This is a genomic window from Pseudomonas sp. GW822-FHT06D10 (assembly GCF_058799535.1).
Genome location: NZ_JBXALN010000010.1, coordinates 30,292 through 46,957 on the forward strand (window position 1 = coordinate 30,292; position 16,666 = coordinate 46,957).

General features: G+C 63.0%; 18 protein-coding genes. 17 read left to right on the forward strand and 1 reads right to left on the reverse strand.

Annotated elements, in window-relative coordinates; genetic code table 11:
• Positions 1–74 precede the first annotated feature (74 nt).
• The 17 genes from fabD (at position 75) to AC1RL5_RS27565 (ending at position 16,224) form a co-directional block, all read left to right on the forward strand.
• On the forward strand, positions 75–1,013 hold the full coding sequence (gene fabD / locus AC1RL5_RS27485; protein ID WP_011060117.1) for an ACP S-malonyltransferase: 939 nt from the start codon (positions 75–77) through the stop codon (positions 1,011–1,013).
• Between the two features lie 16 nt (positions 1,014–1,029).
• Positions 1,030–1,770 (forward strand): 3-oxoacyl-ACP reductase FabG, encoded by a 741-nt coding sequence (fabG, locus tag AC1RL5_RS27490; RefSeq protein WP_093406453.1) that lies wholly within the window; start codon positions 1,030–1,032, stop codon positions 1,768–1,770.
• Between the two features lie 196 nt (positions 1,771–1,966).
• Entirely contained in the window at positions 1,967–2,203 is a 237-nt protein-coding gene (gene acpP, locus AC1RL5_RS27495) for an acyl carrier protein (RefSeq protein ID WP_003175607.1), read from the forward strand.
• 110 nt (positions 2,204–2,313) lie between these two features.
• Positions 2,314–3,558, forward strand: coding sequence for a beta-ketoacyl-ACP synthase II (fabF, locus tag AC1RL5_RS27500; protein WP_011060119.1), 1,245 nt, complete (start codon positions 2,314–2,316; stop codon positions 3,556–3,558).
• Positions 3,558–4,373 (forward strand): aminodeoxychorismate lyase, encoded by an 816-nt coding sequence (gene pabC / locus AC1RL5_RS27505; RefSeq protein WP_093406449.1) that lies wholly within the window; start codon positions 3,558–3,560, stop codon positions 4,371–4,373. The genes fabF and pabC overlap by 1 nt, the downstream gene beginning before the upstream one ends.
• Before the next feature lie 3 nt (positions 4,374–4,376).
• Entirely contained in the window at positions 4,377–5,576 is a 1,200-nt protein-coding gene (gene mltG, locus AC1RL5_RS27510) for an endolytic transglycosylase MltG (RefSeq protein ID WP_072451633.1), read from the forward strand.
• 19 nt (positions 5,577–5,595) lie between these two features.
• A complete protein-coding gene (tmk, locus tag AC1RL5_RS27515) occupies positions 5,596–6,228 on the forward strand; it encodes a dTMP kinase (RefSeq protein ID WP_011060122.1) in 633 nt (210 codons plus the stop codon).
• Positions 6,221–7,207: a DNA polymerase III subunit delta' gene (locus tag AC1RL5_RS27520; protein ID WP_011060123.1), complete on the forward strand. Its 987-nt coding sequence runs from the start codon at positions 6,221–6,223 to the stop codon at positions 7,205–7,207. The genes tmk and AC1RL5_RS27520 overlap by 8 nt, the downstream gene beginning before the upstream one ends.
• 84 nt (positions 7,208–7,291) lie before the next feature.
• Complete coding sequence (locus AC1RL5_RS27525; RefSeq protein WP_011060124.1) at positions 7,292–8,077, forward strand: TatD family hydrolase; 786 nt, start codon at positions 7,292–7,294, stop codon at positions 8,075–8,077.
• 811 nt (positions 8,078–8,888) lie between these two features.
• Entirely contained in the window at positions 8,889–9,527 is a 639-nt protein-coding gene (locus tag AC1RL5_RS27530; RefSeq protein WP_011060125.1) for a TetR/AcrR family transcriptional regulator, read from the forward strand.
• A gap of 139 nt (positions 9,528–9,666) precedes the next feature.
• Positions 9,667–10,635, forward strand: coding sequence for a GTP 3',8-cyclase MoaA (locus AC1RL5_RS27535; RefSeq protein WP_492589917.1), 969 nt, complete (start codon positions 9,667–9,669; stop codon positions 10,633–10,635).
• A 100-nt stretch (positions 10,636–10,735) separates the two neighbouring features.
• Entirely contained in the window at positions 10,736–11,338 is a 603-nt protein-coding gene (locus AC1RL5_RS27540; protein ID WP_011060127.1) for a DUF4823 domain-containing protein, read from the forward strand.
• Positions 11,339–11,360: 22 nt separating this feature from the next.
• Positions 11,361–11,924, forward strand: a complete 564-nt coding sequence (locus AC1RL5_RS27545; RefSeq protein WP_492589919.1) for a DUF1285 domain-containing protein — start codon at positions 11,361–11,363, stop codon at positions 11,922–11,924.
• 70 nt (positions 11,925–11,994) lie between these two features.
• Entirely contained in the window at positions 11,995–12,708 is a 714-nt protein-coding gene (locus tag AC1RL5_RS27550; protein WP_011060129.1) for a GntR family transcriptional regulator, read from the forward strand.
• A complete protein-coding gene (locus AC1RL5_RS27555) occupies positions 12,705–13,703 on the forward strand; it encodes an ADP-ribosylglycohydrolase family protein (RefSeq protein WP_015634714.1) in 999 nt (332 codons plus the stop codon). The genes AC1RL5_RS27550 and AC1RL5_RS27555 overlap by 4 nt, the downstream gene beginning before the upstream one ends.
• Before the next feature lie 141 nt (positions 13,704–13,844).
• Positions 13,845–15,311, forward strand: a complete 1,467-nt coding sequence (locus AC1RL5_RS27560; RefSeq protein ID WP_041116809.1) for a purine-cytosine permease family protein — start codon at positions 13,845–13,847, stop codon at positions 15,309–15,311.
• Entirely contained in the window at positions 15,304–16,224 is a 921-nt protein-coding gene (locus tag AC1RL5_RS27565; protein ID WP_492589921.1) for a PfkB family carbohydrate kinase, read from the forward strand. The genes AC1RL5_RS27560 and AC1RL5_RS27565 overlap by 8 nt, the downstream gene beginning before the upstream one ends.
• A gap of 25 nt (positions 16,225–16,249) precedes the next feature.
• Here the strand turns inward: AC1RL5_RS27565 and AC1RL5_RS27570 are convergent, their stop codons facing one another.
• Positions 16,250–16,630: a Rho termination factor N-terminal domain-containing protein gene (locus AC1RL5_RS27570; RefSeq protein ID WP_019094643.1), complete on the reverse strand. Its 381-nt coding sequence runs from the start codon at positions 16,628–16,630 to the stop codon at positions 16,250–16,252.
• Between the last annotated feature and the right edge of the window lie 36 nt (positions 16,631–16,666).

Here is a 16,666-nt window from a genome sequence, read left to right on the forward strand (position 1 = left end):
CAACTGTCAGTTTCTTGCGTCCACCACGGTGTGACGTCAATTCTCCGACGACAAGATCATTAGGGGCTTGTTACATGTCTGCATCCCTCGCATTCGTCTTTCCAGGACAGGGCTCGCAGTCCCTCGGCATGTTGGCCGAGCTGGGCGCGCAGTACCCACTGATCCTCGATACGTTCAAAGAAGCCTCCGATGCTCTGGGCTACGACCTCTGGGCTCTGACCCAGGAAGGTCCTGCAGAGCTGCTCAATCAAACCGACAAGACCCAGCCGGCCATCCTTACCGCGTCCATCGCCCTGTGGCGTGTATGGCTGGCCGAAGGTGGCGCGCGCCCGGCTTTCGTCGCCGGTCACAGCCTGGGTGAATACAGTGCCCTGGTCGCCGCTGGCAGCCTGACCCTGGGTGAAGCGGCCAAGCTGGTCGAGCGTCGTGGCCAGTTGATGCAGGAAGCCGTGCCGGCAGGGCAGGGCGGCATGGCTGCAATTCTCGGCCTGGAAGATGCCGATGTGGTCGCCGCCTGTGCTGAAGCCGCGCAGGGCGAGGTGGTCAGCGCCGTGAACTACAATTCCCCTGGCCAGGTGGTGATCGCCGGGGCCAAGGCGGCTGTGGATCGCGCCATCGAGGGCTGCAAGGCGCGGGGCGCCAAGCGCGCCATGCCGCTGCCGGTCAGCGTGCCTTCCCACTGTGAGCTGATGCGCCCGGCCGCCGAGCGCTTTGCCGAGTCGATCGCTGCGATCAACTGGCAGGCACCGCAGATTCCATTGGTACAGAACGTCAGCGCCGCTGTGGCCGCCGACCTGGACACCCTCAAGCGCGACCTGCTGGAGCAGTTGTACAAGCCGGTGCGTTGGGTCGAGTCGGTCCAGACTCTGGCAGCCAATGGCGCCACCGAGCTGGTCGAGTGCGGTCCGGGCAAGGTCCTGGCCGGCCTCAACAAGCGCTGCGCCGAAGGCGTGTCGACCTCTAACCTGAACACCCCAGATGCTTTCGCTGCCGCCCGTGCAGCGTTGGCCTGAACTAGGAGAAGCTTGCATGAGTCTGCAAGGTAAAGTTGCACTGGTGACCGGCGCCAGCCGTGGTATCGGCCAGGCCATCGCGCTTGAGCTGGGGCGTATGGGCGCCACCGTGGTGGGTACCGCCACGTCCGCTTCGGGTGCCGAGCGCATTGCTGCCACCCTCAAGGAAAATGGCATCCAGGGCACTGGCCTTGAGCTGAACGTTACCAGTGACGAGTCCGTGGCTGCAGTCCTGGCCAGCATCACCGAGCAGTTTGGTGCGCCGGCGATCCTGGTGAACAACGCCGGCATCACTCGCGACAACCTGATGATGCGCATGAAAGATGACGAGTGGTACGACGTGGTCGATACCAACCTGAACAGCCTGTATCGCCTGTCCAAGGGCGTTCTGCGTGGCATGACCAAGGCTCGTTGGGGTCGAATTATCAGTATCGGCTCGGTTGTGGGTGCCATGGGCAACGCAGGCCAAGTAAACTACGCGGCCGCCAAGGCCGGTCTCGAAGGTTTCAGCCGTGCCCTGGCCCGTGAAGTGGGTTCGCGGTCGATCACGGTGAACTCGGTTGCTCCAGGTTTTATCGACACCGATATGACCCGCGAACTGCCGCAAGCGCAGCGTGAAGCACTGCTGACGCAAATTCCGCTGGGTCGTCTGGGCCAGGCTCAAGAGATCGCGCAAGTGGTCGCTTTTCTGGCATCCGACGGTGCGGCATACGTTACCGGGGCTACAATCCCGGTCAACGGCGGGATGTATATGTGAGTCAAATGTGACGGATTGCTTCAAAAAAATGTCATACGAGCTGTCTAAAATCCGTTATAAAGCTGCAATCAATTTATAGGCAGATGGCCAAAGGGTTTGAGGGACAAAGCTTTCAGTTGAAAAGCTGAAAAGCCTTTCTATACACTTACCCACTGGCCAGCTGCCTGAATTTGTCCATTAGGAGTGAAAACAAGGTATGAGCACCATCGAAGAGCGCGTCAAGAAAATCGTTGCTGAGCAACTGGGCGTTAAAGAAGAAGAAGTTGTTAACACCGCTTCCTTCGTTGAAGACCTGGGTGCCGACTCCCTTGACACCGTTGAGCTGGTGATGGCTCTGGAAGAGGAATTCGAGACCGAAATCCCTGACGAAGAAGCTGAAAAGATCACTACCGTTCAAGCAGCTATCGACTACGTTACCAGCCACCAGGCTTAATCGTTTGTAGTCGTCTTTTGCTGTCATGGAAAAACCGCACTGCCGTTACGGCGTGCGGTTTTTTCTTTAGGCCTGATACAAAGTGTCGTCATTAGAAAAAGGAGAGTGCTGTGTCGCGTAGACGCGTCGTAGTCACCGGTATGGGTATGTTGTCGCCACTGGGTACGGATGTGCCAAGCAGCTGGCAGGGCATTCTGGCTGGCCAAAGTGGCATCGGTCTGATCGAACACACCGACCTTTCTGCCTATTCCACCCGTTTTGGCGGCTCGGTAAAGGGCTTCAATGTCGAGGAATACCTGTCGGTCAAAGAGGCCCGCAAACTCGACCTGTTCATTCAATACGGCCTGGCAGCCGGTTTCCAGGCGGTACGCAACGCCGGTCTGGAAGTCACCGATGCCAACCGTGAACGCATCGGCGTGGCCATGGGCTCGGGTATTGGCGGTTTGACCAATATCGAGGAAACCAGCCGCATCCTGCACGATTCCGGCCCACGACGGATTTCTCCGTTCTTCGTGCCTGGCTCGATCATCAACATGATTTCCGGTTTCCTGTCCATCCACTTGGGTGCCCAGGGGCCGAACTACGCCATTTCCACTGCGTGCACCACCGGTACCCACTGCATCGGCATGGCTGCGCGCAACATCGCCTACGGCGAAGCCGATGTGATGATCGCCGGCGGTGCTGAAATGGCTGCCTGTGGCCTGGGCATGGGCGGCTTCGGTGCGTCCCGTGCACTGTCGACCCGCAACGACGAGCCGACCCGCGCGAGCCGTCCCTGGGACAAGGGACGTGATGGCTTCGTCCTGTCCGACGGCGCCGGCGCCCTGGTTCTGGAGGAGCTGGAGCACGCCAAGGCTCGTGGGGCCACCATCTATGCGGAGCTGATCGGCTTCGGCATGAGCGGTGACGCCTATCACATGACGTCGCCTCCCGCCGATGGTGCCGGTGCTGCGCGCTGCATCGCCAATGCCCTGCGCGACGCCAAGCTCAACGTGGACCAGGTGCAGTACATCAACGCCCATGGCACTTCGACCCCGGCCGGCGACCTGGCCGAGGCCGAAGCGATCAAGAGCGTGTTCGGCGATCACGCCTACAAGCTGGCGGTCAGTTCCACCAAGTCCATGACGGGTCACCTGTTGGGTGCCGCGGGGGCGATCGAGGCGATCTTCAGTGTGCTGGCAATCAACAGCCAGGCCGCGCCGCCCACCATCAACCTGGATGAGCCGGATGAAGGCTGCGATCTCGATTTCGTGCCGCACACCGCGCGCAGCATGGACATCGACGTAGTGCTGTCCAACTCCTTCGGTTTTGGTGGCACCAACGGCTCCCTGGTGTTCCGCCGGTTCTCCGAGTGATGCACAGCTGGGTCGACGGTCAGCCGGCTGACGCACTGTCGCTCAAGAACCGCGGCCTGGCTTACGGTGATGGTCTGTTCGAGACCATTGCCGTCAAATCCGGGCGCCCGCAGCTGCTGGAGCGGCATCTGCAGCGTCTGGCCGAAGGATGCCGGCGCCTGGCGCTGACGGCGGATCAAGCCCTGATCCGCAGTGAGCTGCAGGCGTATGCGGCGGCTTTGGGGGAGGGTGTGCTCAAGCTGATCCTCACCCGGGGCGACAGTCAGCGCGGCTATGCCGCCGATCCTGCAACCGCTGCACGGCGTATTCTCCAGGGCTCCGCATTGCCGGTGTATCCCCTGGCCCATGCCGAGCAAGGCATTCGTCTGTTTCCCTGTACCACGCGCCTGGCCGAGCAGCCGCTGCTGGCCGGCCTCAAGCACCTCAATCGTCTGGAGCAGGTTCTGGCTCGTGCCGAGTGGCGTGATGCCGAGCATGCCGAAGGCTTGATGCGAGATACCTCTGGGCGAGTTATCGAAGGCGTGTTCAGCAACCTGTTCCTGGTCAGCCAGGGGCGGCTGCTGACGGCTGACCTGGGTCGCTGCGGCGTGGCCGGGGTGATGCGCGCTGAAATATTGTTTCAGGCCGAGTCATTGGGCATCCCCGCGCAAGTCGGGGATATCAGTCTCGATCAACTGCAACAGGCTGATGAAGTCTTTGTCTGCAACAGTGTCTATGGCGTCTGGCCAGTGCTTGGCTGTGCCGGGATGAGCTGGTCGGCGGGTGCGCTCACCCGTAAACTGCAGGGCATTACCCGCGCACTACTGGATGCTTGATTCGTGAGACGTAAATTACTGCTCCTGCTGGAAACCGGACTGGTCCTGGCAGGACTGCTGTTGGGTGCGAGTGCCTGGAAACTGCACTCGGCCCTGGAACAACCGCTGAACCTGAGCCAGGAACAGTTGCTCGATGTTCCCGCCGGCTCGACGCCCACCGGCACCTTCAATCGTCTGCAAGCCGAGGGTGTGCTCGATGATGCCTTCTGGCTGCGCCTGTACTGGCGCTTCAATATGGCGGGCCAGCCTCTGCACAGCGGCGAGTACCGCATGACCCCAGGCATGACCGCCGAAGGCCTGATCGGCCTCTGGCAGCGCGGTGAGGTGGTGCAGTACAGCCTGACCCTGGTGGAAGGCTGGAATTTCCGCCAGGTACGCAGCGCCCTGGCCAAGAGCGAAAAATTGCAGCAGACCCTGACGGGGCTCAGCGACAGCCAGGTGATGGAAAAGCTCGGGCATCCCGGGGTTTTCCCTGAAGGGCGTTTCTTCCCTGACACCTATCGTTTCGTTCGGGGCATGACCGACGCCGAGCTCCTGGAAAAAGCCTACGACCGCCTGGACGATGTGCTGGCCAAGGAGTGGAGCAAGCGTGCCGACGATGCGCCTTACAGCGATCCTTATCAGGCGCTGATCATGGCCTCGCTGGTGGAGAAGGAAACCGGCGTACCCCAGGAGCGTGGGCAGATCGCAGGCGTGTTCGTGCGTCGCATGCAGATTGGCATGCTGCTGCAGACCGATCCTACGGTGATCTACGGCCTCGGTGAGCGTTACACCGGCAAGTTGACCCGGGCTCATCTCAAGGAAGCCACGCCCTATAACACCTACGTGATTGCCGGCCTGCCGCCGACGCCGATCGCCATGGTCGGACGCGAGGCGATTCACGCCGCCCTCAACCCGGTGCCCGGCAAGAGCCTGTATTTTGTCGCGCGGGGCGACGGCAGCCATGTGTTCTCCGATGACCTAGATGCCCACAACAGCGCGGTGCGCGAGTTTCAGCTCAAGCGTCGCGCCGACTACCGTTCCAGCCCGGCCCCAGCCGCCACGCCAGCGGTTCCCGAAGCGGCAGGTCAGGCACCGGAGACGCCTGCAGCCCCTGGCCCGGAGACGGCTCCGGCAAGCGCCCCGCAAGCTGCGCCCGAGCCGGCTGCGACTCCGGCTCCTGCCGAGCCTGTGCCCGAGCCCGCGGCGAAAAGCCCGCAATGACATTGATTAAGGACTGCCCGTGACTGGCTTGTTTATTACCCTGGAAGGCCCGGAAGGCGCGGGCAAAAGCACCAATCGCGAGTACCTCGCCGAGCGCCTGCGCGCTGCGGGGATCGAGGTGCTGTTGACCCGTGAGCCTGGTGGCACGCCGCTGGCCGAGCGGATTCGCGATGTACTGCTGACCCCGGTGGAAGAGGTCATGAATGCCGATACCGAGCTGTTGCTGGTGTTCGCCGCGCGTGCCCAGCACCTGGCAACGGTGATTCGCCCGGCCCTGGAGCGCGGTGCGGTGGTGCTGTGCGACCGTTTCACCGACTCCACCTACGCCTACCAGGGCGCGGGCCGCGGCCTGAGCCTTGCGCGCATTGCTGCGCTGGAGGATTTCGTTCAGGGCGAGTTGCGCCCCGACCTGACCCTGGTCTTCGACCTGCCGGTGGATGTCGGCCTGGCGCGAGCCAGTGCCCGTGGCCGGCTGGATCGCTTCGAGCAGGAAGGCCAGGCCTTCTTCCAGAAGGTTCGCGAAGCCTTCCTGGCCCGCGCCGCAGCGGCGCCGCAGCGTTATGTGCTGGTGGATGCGGCGCAGCCCCTGGCCCAGGTCCAGCAGTCCCTGGACAGCTTGTTGCCGCAGTTGCTGGAGCGCGCCCGTGGCTGAAGTCTTCCCCTGGCAGGACAGCCTCTGGCAGCAATTGGCGGGGCGTACCCAGCATGCCCATGCCTACCTGTTGCATGGCCCGGCGGGTATCGGCAAGCGGGCCCTGGCCGAGCGGCTGATGGCGCGCTTGCTGTGCCAGCGCCCGGAAGGCCTGGACGCCTGTGGTCAATGTAAGTCCTGCCTGTTGCTGCTGGCCGGCAGCCACCCGGACAACTACGTGCTGGAGCCGGAGGAAGCGGACAAGGCGATCAAGGTCGACCAGGTCCGCGAACTGGTGAGCTTCGTGGTCCAGACCGCCCAGTTGGGGGGGCGCAAGGTGGTGCTGATCGAGCCGGTGGAGTCGATGAATATCAACGCCGCCAACGCCCTGCTCAAGAGTCTCGAGGAGCCTTCCGGCAACACTGTGCTGTTGCTGGTAAGCCACCAGCCCAGCCGGTTGTTGCCCACGATCAAGAGCCGTTGCGTGCAGCAGGCCTGTCCGCTGCCCAGCGAGGCCATGAGCCTTGAGTGGCTGGCCCAGGCCCTGCCTGATTGCTCCGAGGAGGAGCGGGTGGAGCTCTTGACCCTGGCTGCCGGTTCGCCGCTGGCAGCGGTCAGCCTGCAGGCCCAGGGTGTTCGCGAGCAGCGGGCGCAAGTGGTGGAAGGGGTGAAGAAGCTGCTGAAACAGCAGCAGTCGCCCACGCAACTGGCCGAATCCTGGAGTGCCATTCCCTTGTTGCTGCTGTTCGACTGGTTCTGCGACTGGTCGAACCTGGTCCTGCGCTATCAACTGACCCAGGATGAGCAGGGACTGGGCCTGCAAGACATGCGCAAGGTGCTGCAATACCTGGCGCAGAAGTCCGCCCAGGCCAAGGTGCTGAACATCCAGGACTGGATCCTCGCCCAGCGCCAGAAGGTCCTGAGCAAGGCCAACCTCAACCGCGTGCTGTTGCTGGAAGCCTTGCTGGTGCAGTGGGCGGCCCTGCCTACCCAGAATTGACCCGCAGCGCCTAGACTCAGCGTTGTTTCCGCCCGGGCGCCACAACCCGGGCCTTTCATTGATCGGATGTAGTTGTAGCCTCCTATGCTCGTAGATTCCCATTGCCACCTTGACCGCCTCGACCTCGCCGCTCATGACGGCTCCCTGGATGCCGCGCTGGCTGCTGCCCGCCAGCGGGGGGTAGGGCACTTCCTGTGCATCGGTGTCAGCGCCGACAACGCGGCGGACGTCAAGGCCCTGGCCGATCGTTATGACGATGTCGACTGCTCGGTGGGCGTGCATCCGCTGGATGTGCAGCCCGGCGCAGCGCCGGCCCTGGACTGGCTGCTGGATGAACTGAATCACCCCCGGGTAGTGGCCATTGGCGAGACTGGCCTGGACTATCACTACGAGCCGGAAGCCGCCGAGCTGCAGCAGGAATCCTTCCGCCTGCACCTGCAGGCCGCCCAGCAGACCGGCAAACCGGTGGTGGTGCACACCCGCGGCGCCCGCGCCGACACCCTGGCACTGCTGCGCGAGGCGGCATTGCCCAATGCCGGTGTGCTGCATTGCTTCACCGAAGACTGGGAAATGGCCAAGGCGGCCCTGGACCTGGGTTTCTATATTTCCCTCTCGGGGATTGTCACCTTCCGCAATGCCGATGCCCTGCGGGACGTGGCCCGACAGGTGCCGGCCGACCGCCTGCTGGTGGAGACCGATTCGCCTTACCTGGCGCCGATCCCCTATCGTGGCAAGCCCAACCTGCCGCAGTACGTGCGCGAGGTGGCGGAGTTCCTGGCGATGCTGCGGGGCGAAAGCTATGAAGCCTTTGCCCAGCAAACCACGGCCAACTTCAAGCGCCTGTTCCCCTTGGCGCGGGTCAAGGGCTGAGCCTGGGTCGTACGGTGCACTGGCGCTGAATGGCGGGCAAAAAAAACCCGGGTTCTGGGGGGTGAATCCGGGTTAAGACCATTAGGAGTAAAACTAAGGCACGCGGTCCTTCGGTACCTTGATCGGCGTTTCACTTGGGGGAGATGTCCCGCCGACAGTTGAAGTATTGATCACTATTGCATTCAGTCCAGTTGCCCCTGCTCGTTTTTTAAACAAATTTGGAATACGCGCGCTTCGCTTGAGTTCTCATTTGGGTTGCCTGTATCGCAATTTTCGACGCGATCGCTGAATATCACCTGATTTTTAGCCGATAAGACTAAAAATAGCCGCATTTTCCTGAAGGTTGCCTACATAATCTGTTGCAGTTTGCGGTACCTGTCCGGCTGGCAGTTATCAACGCCATCGATACTTTCGGATTATTCTTCCGCTCTTCTAGGGCTTCTCTGATGCTGTGGGACGGCAGTTGCATTGGCCCCCGCTGAGCGACGAATCAGCCGGGCAATGATGAAATTGCGACTTATTGAGGTCTTTGCGTCGCACGCAGGGCGTGGGGCAATCCAGGGTGCTGGTTGCGGGAAAAACCAGACTTCGCGGTCTGATCCGGAGCTTGGCGGCTGTGGAAGTTTGCTATTTGAACCCTGGCCCGGCCCCGTATTCACGGGATTTCCCTGGCTTTTGGCGCCTGTCTGGAAGGTTCTGACGGGGCGGCTTTTGCGCCAGAAACACCAGCAACGATGGATGATCCGTGCATTTTGGCGCAAGTTAGGCATAATACGCGGCTTCGATTTTGACCCCGAACAGACCTTTTCTTATGCAGAAAGAACCTCGTAAGGTCCGTGAGTTTCGTCGCCGCGAGCAAGAAATTCTCGATACCGCGCTCAAGCTGTTCCTCGAACAAGGTGAAGACAGTGTCACCGTCGAGATGATTGCGGATGCCGTGGGTATCGGCAAAGGGACCATCTATAAGCATTTCAAGTCCAAGGCGGAGATCTACCTGCGCCTGATGCTCGACTACGAGCGCGACCTGAACGAGCTGCTGCACTCGGCCGACGTCGACAAGGACAAGGAAGCCCTGTCCCGGGCCTACTTCGAATTCCGCATGCGTGACCCGCAGCGCTATCGGTTGTTCGACCGCCTGGAAGAGAAGGTGGTCAAGGGCAACCAGGTGCCGGAGATGGTCGAGGAACTGCACAAGATCCGCGCGTCCAACTTCGAGCGCCTGACCCTGCTGATCAAGGGTCGCATCAGTGAAGGCAAGCTTGAAGACGTGCCGCCGTACTTCCACTACTGTGCCTCGTGGGCGCTGGTGCATGGTGCGGTTGCGCTGTACCACTCGCCGTTCTGGAGCAATGTGCTGGAAGATCAGGAAGGCTTCTTCCAGTTCCTGATGGACATCGGTGTGCGCATGGGCAACAAGCGCAAGCGCGACCCCGACACCTCGAACAGCTAAGGCATTCAGCCGCTGTATTGCGCCATCGACAAACTGTATGGCGCAGTGTCCGAGGAATATACTCAGGCATGGGACTTGCCAAAACCTGATTTTTGGGTCAGGTTTTGCCCGGTTCTCCCTTCCTACGCCGGAGTCATCCATGATCGTTGATCGTCAAGGCAGGCGCTTTCGCAACTTGCGGATCAGTCTGACGTCTGCCTGCAACTACGCCTGTACCTACTGCGTGCCCAACGGCAAGCGGCTGGTGGCTGCCCAGGACGAGTTGTCGGCCGAGGCAATGGCTCGCGGCGTGGCGTACCTGATGGAAGCGGCGGGCATCGAGCGCTTGCGCATCACCGGTGGCGAACCCCTGGTCAGTCCCAAGCTGGAAGCCTTCATGGGCGCGGTGGGGCGCATGGGGCTGGACGACATCAGTCTGACCACCAATGGCCAATTGCTTGCGCGCAAGCTGCCGTTGCTGGTGGAGGCCGGTATCCGCCGGATCAACGTTTCCCTCGATACCCTGGATGCGACGGCTTTTCGCAGCATTGCCCGTGGCGGCGACCTGGCCACGGTGCTCGATGGCATGCAGCAAGCCCGCAGTGCCGGTTTGAAGATCAAGGTCAACATGGTGCCGTTGCGCGGGCAGAACCTGGATCAGGTGATGCCGTTGCTGGATTACTGCCTGGAACGGGGTTACGAGCTGCGTTTCATCGAGCTGATGCGCATGGGCCACCTGGCCAATGATGGCAACGCTTTCCTGCAGCAGTTTGTCAGCCTGCAACAGTTGCTGGACCTGATCGGCCAGCGCTACGAATACCTTCAGGCCGATGCGCCGGTGGATGCTACCGCGGTGCGCTACGCCATTCCCGGGCACGGTCATTTCGGCGTGATCGCCAACGAAAGCGTGCCGTTCTGCCGCACCTGTTCGCGTTTGCGGCTGTCCTCCACGGGCTGGCTGCACGGCTGCCTTTCTTCGAGCAATCGTCACTATGTCGGCAACCTGCTGGACAAGCCGCGCCATCAGGCTCTGCCGGCCTTGCAGCGGCTGCTGGTCAAGGCCTTGGGGGACAAGCAGGAGCTGGCCTTTTCCGGTGGAGCCACGGTGATGAAGATCATTGGCGGCTGAGGCGCTTTGCCGACGAATTCCCTTCCTTGGCGGAGCTGGCGCGGAAGCTGCATCCCGTGGCCATTCGCCGGTTTTCCGTCACCGGATTTTGGAGGGTAGGATGCGTAGCCTGGTTTTGCTGCTGGCCTTTTTGGCACTCGGCGGCTGCATGAATGTCAGTGATATGGGCGAAGGGGTGCGCTATCACCTGAGTGATGCGGGGGTGCTCGATCACAGTGATACACGCCGCACCAGCTCGTTCCGCATTCAACCGGATTCGTTCATTTTCATTGCCCAGGGGCATTTCGTACCGCCGGGTGGCGCTTATCCGCGGCCCAACGTGGTAGCCGAGGAAGCCTTCAACGGCTTTGTCGAGTATTTCCCCATGGTGCGTCGGGCCAAGGCGCCCGAGGGCCTGAATGAAGCCATGGCCGAAGCCCGGGAAGCGGGGGCGCACTATCTGCTCTACGCCCGTTTCGCCAAGGCCGATGACCGTATCGGTAACTCTGACGAGTGGCTGGATCAGGAAGCCGTGGACCGCCTGGGGGTGGATACCAGTACCATCCAGATCATGTTGATCGAAACCAGTACCCAGTACCTGATCGATTCCGCGCGGATTCGCAGCCGTGGCGGTTTACTGACGTTCCACGACAACAAGCCACAGGATCTGCTTGGTCCGCCGTTGCAGCAATACGCGCGCGGCCTGCTGGGCCTGAGCGACTGATTGATTGAGGGAGGAGAGCGGTATGAGTGGTCCAGGCAAGGCCAACGACCTGTTGGCGCAGATTCCCAAGGCTGAAAAAGGCCTGCCGCCGGTCCACCTGTGGAACCCCGACTTCTGCGGCGATATCGACATGCGCATCGCCCGCGACGGCACCTGGTATTACCTGGGGACGCCGATCGGCCGCAAACCCATGGTCAAGCTGTTCTCCACCATCATTCGCCGCGATGGCGATGACTATTTCCTCATCACTCCGGTGGAGAAGGTCGGCATCAAGGTCGACGACGTACCCTTCGTCGCCGTGACCCTGGAGGTCGAAGGGCAGGGCGAGGCTCAGGTGCTGCGCTTTTCTACCAACGTCGAGGAGCAGGTGGTCGCCAATGACGAGCACCCGCTGCGGGTGGTGATCGACCCCCTGACCCAGGAGCCGGCGCCTTACCTCCTGGTTCGACACAATCTTGAAGCGCTGATCCATCGCAACGTCTTCTACCAACTGGTGGAGCTGGCGCAGGCCCGCCAGATCGACGGCCAGAATTGGCTGGGGGTGTGGAGTTGCGGGGTGTTCTTTCCCATTGGTCTTGAACCCTGACGGGCGTTTCAGACGGCTGTAAGAAGATATTTCTTGCTCTGGCTCGGGCCTTTCATGTATCAAGCCGGACATGATCAAACATGTCCGATTCGATAAGAAAACAAGGGTGGTCGACGAGTTGATCCGGCGTATTGAAAGCGGCCTGTTGGAGGACGGCTTTCAACTGCCGGGCGAGCATCAGTTGGCCGAAGAGTTCGGTGTCAGCCGTGGCACCTTGCGCGAGGCCCTGGCCGAGCTCAAGCGGCGCAACTACATCGCCACGCAAAGCGGCGTAGGCTCCATCGTCACCTTCGACGGTGTTGCCCTGGATCAGCATCATGGCTGGGCCCAGGCCCTGGCCGACAGCGGTGCGCTGGTCAACACCGAGGTGCTGCGCCTGGAGGCGATCCAGCGCCCGGACCTCAAGCATCGCCTGGGCACCGACCAGTTCATCGCCCTCGATCGCCGGCGCCGCAGCACCGATGGCCGGGTGCTGTCCCTGGAGCGCTCTCTGATCCCGGCTTCCGGCGAGCTGGAAGGCCTGCCTAGGGTCGGCCTGATCGATGATTCCCTGACCATTACCCTGGCCGCCTACGGTTATATCGGCGAGCGCGGCGATCAGTGGATCGGCGCCGAGCCCTTGAATGCTGAAGATGCCCAATTGCTCGGACGTGCGCCGGGCGAAGTCTTCCTCAAGGCCCTGCGTACCACCTACGACCGCCAGGGGCGCTTTATGGAGCAGGTCGAAAGCCTGCTGGACCCGCAGCATTTTCGCATGCACCTGCAGTTCGGAGAGCCGCGGTGAATGCATTGCAGCGCGCCCTGGGCGCCTTCTACGGGCTGGCCCTGGGCGATGCGCTGGGCATGCCGACCCAATCCTTGAGCCGGGAACAGATCCAGCAGCGCTTCGGCGTCATTCGCACCCTGGAGGACGCCGGCCCGGACCAGCCGATTGCCGCGAACATGCCCCGGGGCTCCATTACCGACGATACCGAGCAGGCGATCCTGGTGGCTCGCCTGTTGGTCCGGGGGCAGGGCCGGATCGCTCCGGCGGCCCTGGCCCAGAGCCTGATCGAGTGGGAGGCGCAGATGCAGGCCAAGGGTTCCCAGGATCTGCTGGGGCCTTCCACCAAACGCGCCATTGAAATGATCCTCGCCGGGGAGTCCGTTGAAGAGGCGGGCCGCTATGGCACCACCAATGGCGCCGCCATGCGCATCACGCCGGTGGGCATCGCCGCCGATGTGGCTCGGCCCGAGACGTTTCTGCAGGCGGTGGTCGAGGCCTGCCAGGTGACGCACAACACCAGCCTGGGCATTGCCAGCGCGGCGGCGGTGGCGGCGGTGGTGTCCGCCGGAATCAACGGCCAGCCTCTGGCCGAAGCCTTGGCACTTGGTGTGCAGGTCGCCCGGCAGGCCCAGGCCCAGGGGCACTGGGTAGCGGGTGCCACCATCGGTGCTCGCTTGGACTGGACCGGCACCCTGCGTGTCGACGGCGACCGGGAAGGCTTTGCGCGGATGCTCTACGAGCTGATCGGCACCTCGGTGGCTTCCCAGGAATCGGTGGTGGTGAGTTTCGCCCTGGCCCGACAAGTGGCCCTGGGGCAATTGCCGGCCTTCGAGGCACTGTGCATGGCCGCGGGCCTTGGGGGCGACACCGACACTATCGCGGCGATTCTCGGTGCCATGCTCGGCGCTTGCCTGGGGATGGAGATCTGGCCTGGCGAACTGATCGGGCAGGTGCGAAAGGTCAATGAGCTGGACCTGCAGCCTCTGGTGGAACAGCTGCTGGCGCTGCGTTGAGCCGCCTTTAAGGTACTGGCCGCGGTGTGCGGCCATGTTGCCGATCGCTATGGAAAGCTATGACACGGCCAGGAATGCCGGGATGTTCTGTGACTTCCGAAATTGCCCAATACCCCTAACAACGGCAACAGGAGTTTTATCATGAGTTCATCCACGGCCGGATCAGGCGCCGGGCAACTGGAAACCCGCGGTATCGAGCCGGTTCCCGAGGCCGAGTGCGACGGGCACCCGCTGCAGCTGTTCTGGGTCTGGTTCGCGGCCAACATCAGTATTCTCGGCCTGCCCCTGGGGGCGACTCTGGTGGCGTTTCGCGGTTTGTCGATCTGGCAGGTGCTGCTGGTGGCCATCCTGGGGTCGGTGGGGTCGTTCGCCGTGGTCGGCCTGATCTCGGTAGCCGGCCGGCGCGGGCGGGCGCCGAGCCTGACCCTGTCCCGGGCAATCTTCGGGGTGCGGGGCAATATCGGCCCGACCCTGGTGTCGATGCTTTCACGGGTTGGCTGGGAGACGGTCAATACCACCACGGCGGCCTTTGTCCTGCTGTCCCTGAGCTCGATCCTGTTCCAGACCCCGGCCTCGGCCAAGGATGCGCCGCTGCTGACCCTGCTGTTCATCGGCATCTTCGTGCTGATGACCCTGAGCGTCTCCGGCCTGGGCCACGCCACCTTGCTGGTCATCCAGAAGTGGGCCACCTACGGCTTTGGTGCCCTGAACGTACTGGTGGGCGGTTTCCTCTGCGCCACCATCGACTGGGCGGCGGTCTTCAATGCCGCGCCGGCCCCCATGAGCGCGATGATCATCGGCGTCGGCACCATGGCCGCCGGGACCGGGATTGGCTGGGCCAGTTCCGGGGCCGATATGTCGCGTTATCAGCACCGTTCGGTAACGGCCGGGCGCCTGGTGGCCTCGGCGGCGTTTGGCGCCGGCATTCCGCTGGTGTTGCTGATTACCCTGGGCGGATTGCTGTCGGTGGGCAACGATCACCTGGCCTCGGCAGTGGACCCGATCATCGCGATCCGCGACATGCTGCCGACCTGGATGGCGGTGCCCTACCTGGTCGCGGCCTTTGGTGGCCTGCTGCTGTCCAACAACCTCTCTGTGTATTCCGCCGGCCTCACCGCGCTGACCCTGGGCCTCAAGGTCAAGCGGGTCTATGCGGTGCTGGTGGATATCGTGGCGATCTTCCTCGGCTCGATCTATTTCATGCTGATTGCCGACAGCTTCTATGGCCCTTTCATCAGCTTCATCTCCCTGCTGGCGGTGCCGATCACCGCCTGGGTGGGGATCTTCGTGGTGGACCTGATCCATCGTCATCACTACAGCGCCGATGATCTGCTCAACGTCGGCCCGAGCAGCGCCTACTGGTACCGGGGCGGCATCGAATGGCGAGCCTTTGGCGCCTGGGTGCTGGCGATTGTGCTGGGCTTCTGTTTCACCACCATCGGCACCACTGCCGAAGACGTCTGGTTCACCGGGCCCCTGGCCGATTCCTGGCTGGGGCATAACGGCCTGGGCTGGATCGTTACCTTCCTGGTGGCCGGCGGCGGTTACGCTCTACTGGGCGGTGCCCGGGACCGGCGCGCGGCCTTTGTCGAGAACGCCAATGCCTAGGTTGCTGCACACCGGCCAGGTGATAGTCGACCTGGTGATGGCGGTAGAGCGCCTGCCGGCCTCCGGAGGCGATGTGCTCGCGCAATCTGCGGGCTTCGAGGTCGGTGGCGGCTTCAACGTGATGGCCGCCGCGGCGCGCAACGGGTTGCCGGTGGTCTACCTCGGGCGCCACGGGCAGGGGCGCTTTGGCGACCTGGCGCGGGCGGCGATGCAGGGCGAAGGCATACAGATGAGCCTGGAGCCCGGCAGGGGGGCTGATACCGGTCTGTGCGTGGCCCTGACCGAAGCCTCTGCTGAACGCACCTTCATTTCCCATATCGGCGCCGAGGGCGAATTGTCGGCCGAGGATCTGGCCCGGGTCCGGGTGGAGGCGGGGGATTACCTCTATGTCAGCGGCTACAGCCTGTTGCAGGAGTGCAAGGCACGGGCCCTGCTGGACTGGTTGCTGGCGCTGCCTCGTTCGATCCCATTGATGTTCGACCCGGGGCCGTTGGCCGGTTCGGCAGATTCACCCTTGATGGCGGCGCTGTTGCCGCGGATCGACATCTGGAGCAGCAACCGCGCCGAGGCATTGCAATTGACCGGTACTTCGCAGATTGCCCAGGCGCTGGCGCAGCTCGAAAGCTGGTTGTCACCTGCGGCGTTGCTGGTGCTGCGTGAGGGCCCCCGCGGCTGTTGGGTCAGCCGCCAGGGGCAGGCGGTGCAGGTGCCGGGGTTCAAGGTGGAGGCGGTGGACAGCAACGGTGCCGGTGATGCCCACGCCGGGGTCTTGGTCGCCGGGCTCGCAGCGGGCCTCGAGCCGCTGATGGCGGCTCGTCGGGCCAACGCCGCGGCGGCGATTGCCGTCACCCGGCGTGGCCCGGCCACCGCTCCGGGCAGTGCCGAAGTGGATGCCTTGCTGGCGCGCGGCTGAGTCAGGGCGAGCAGTTGGCCGCCGGTCAGCCGGCCTTGCTCAAGGCTTCGATCAGCTCCTGCTTGCGCATGCGCGAGCGTCCCGGAATCTTCTTCGCCCGAGCTTCGCGCATCAGGCTGTCCTTGCTCTGGGTGCCCAGGGACGCCGCGCTGTTGCGGGCATGCCCGTGGCGTGTGGCCACCGCGCGCCGGGCCGACTCGCTGCGGGCCCGGGCCTTGTCTGCCGGGCTTTTGTCCCGACCGGAGCCACCCGCCCGTTCACCGCCGCCGGACTGCTTGTTCACCGTGGCCCAGGCCCGTGCTTCGGCCTGCTCCGGCGAGAGCCCGCGTTCTTCGTAGCTGGCTTCGATGGCCGCGGCCTTGCGGCGCTGGGCCAGGGTGTATTTGGCTTTGCTTCCTCGAGTCATGACATCTCTCCTCAAGGCCCTGGCGCACAGGGCCTG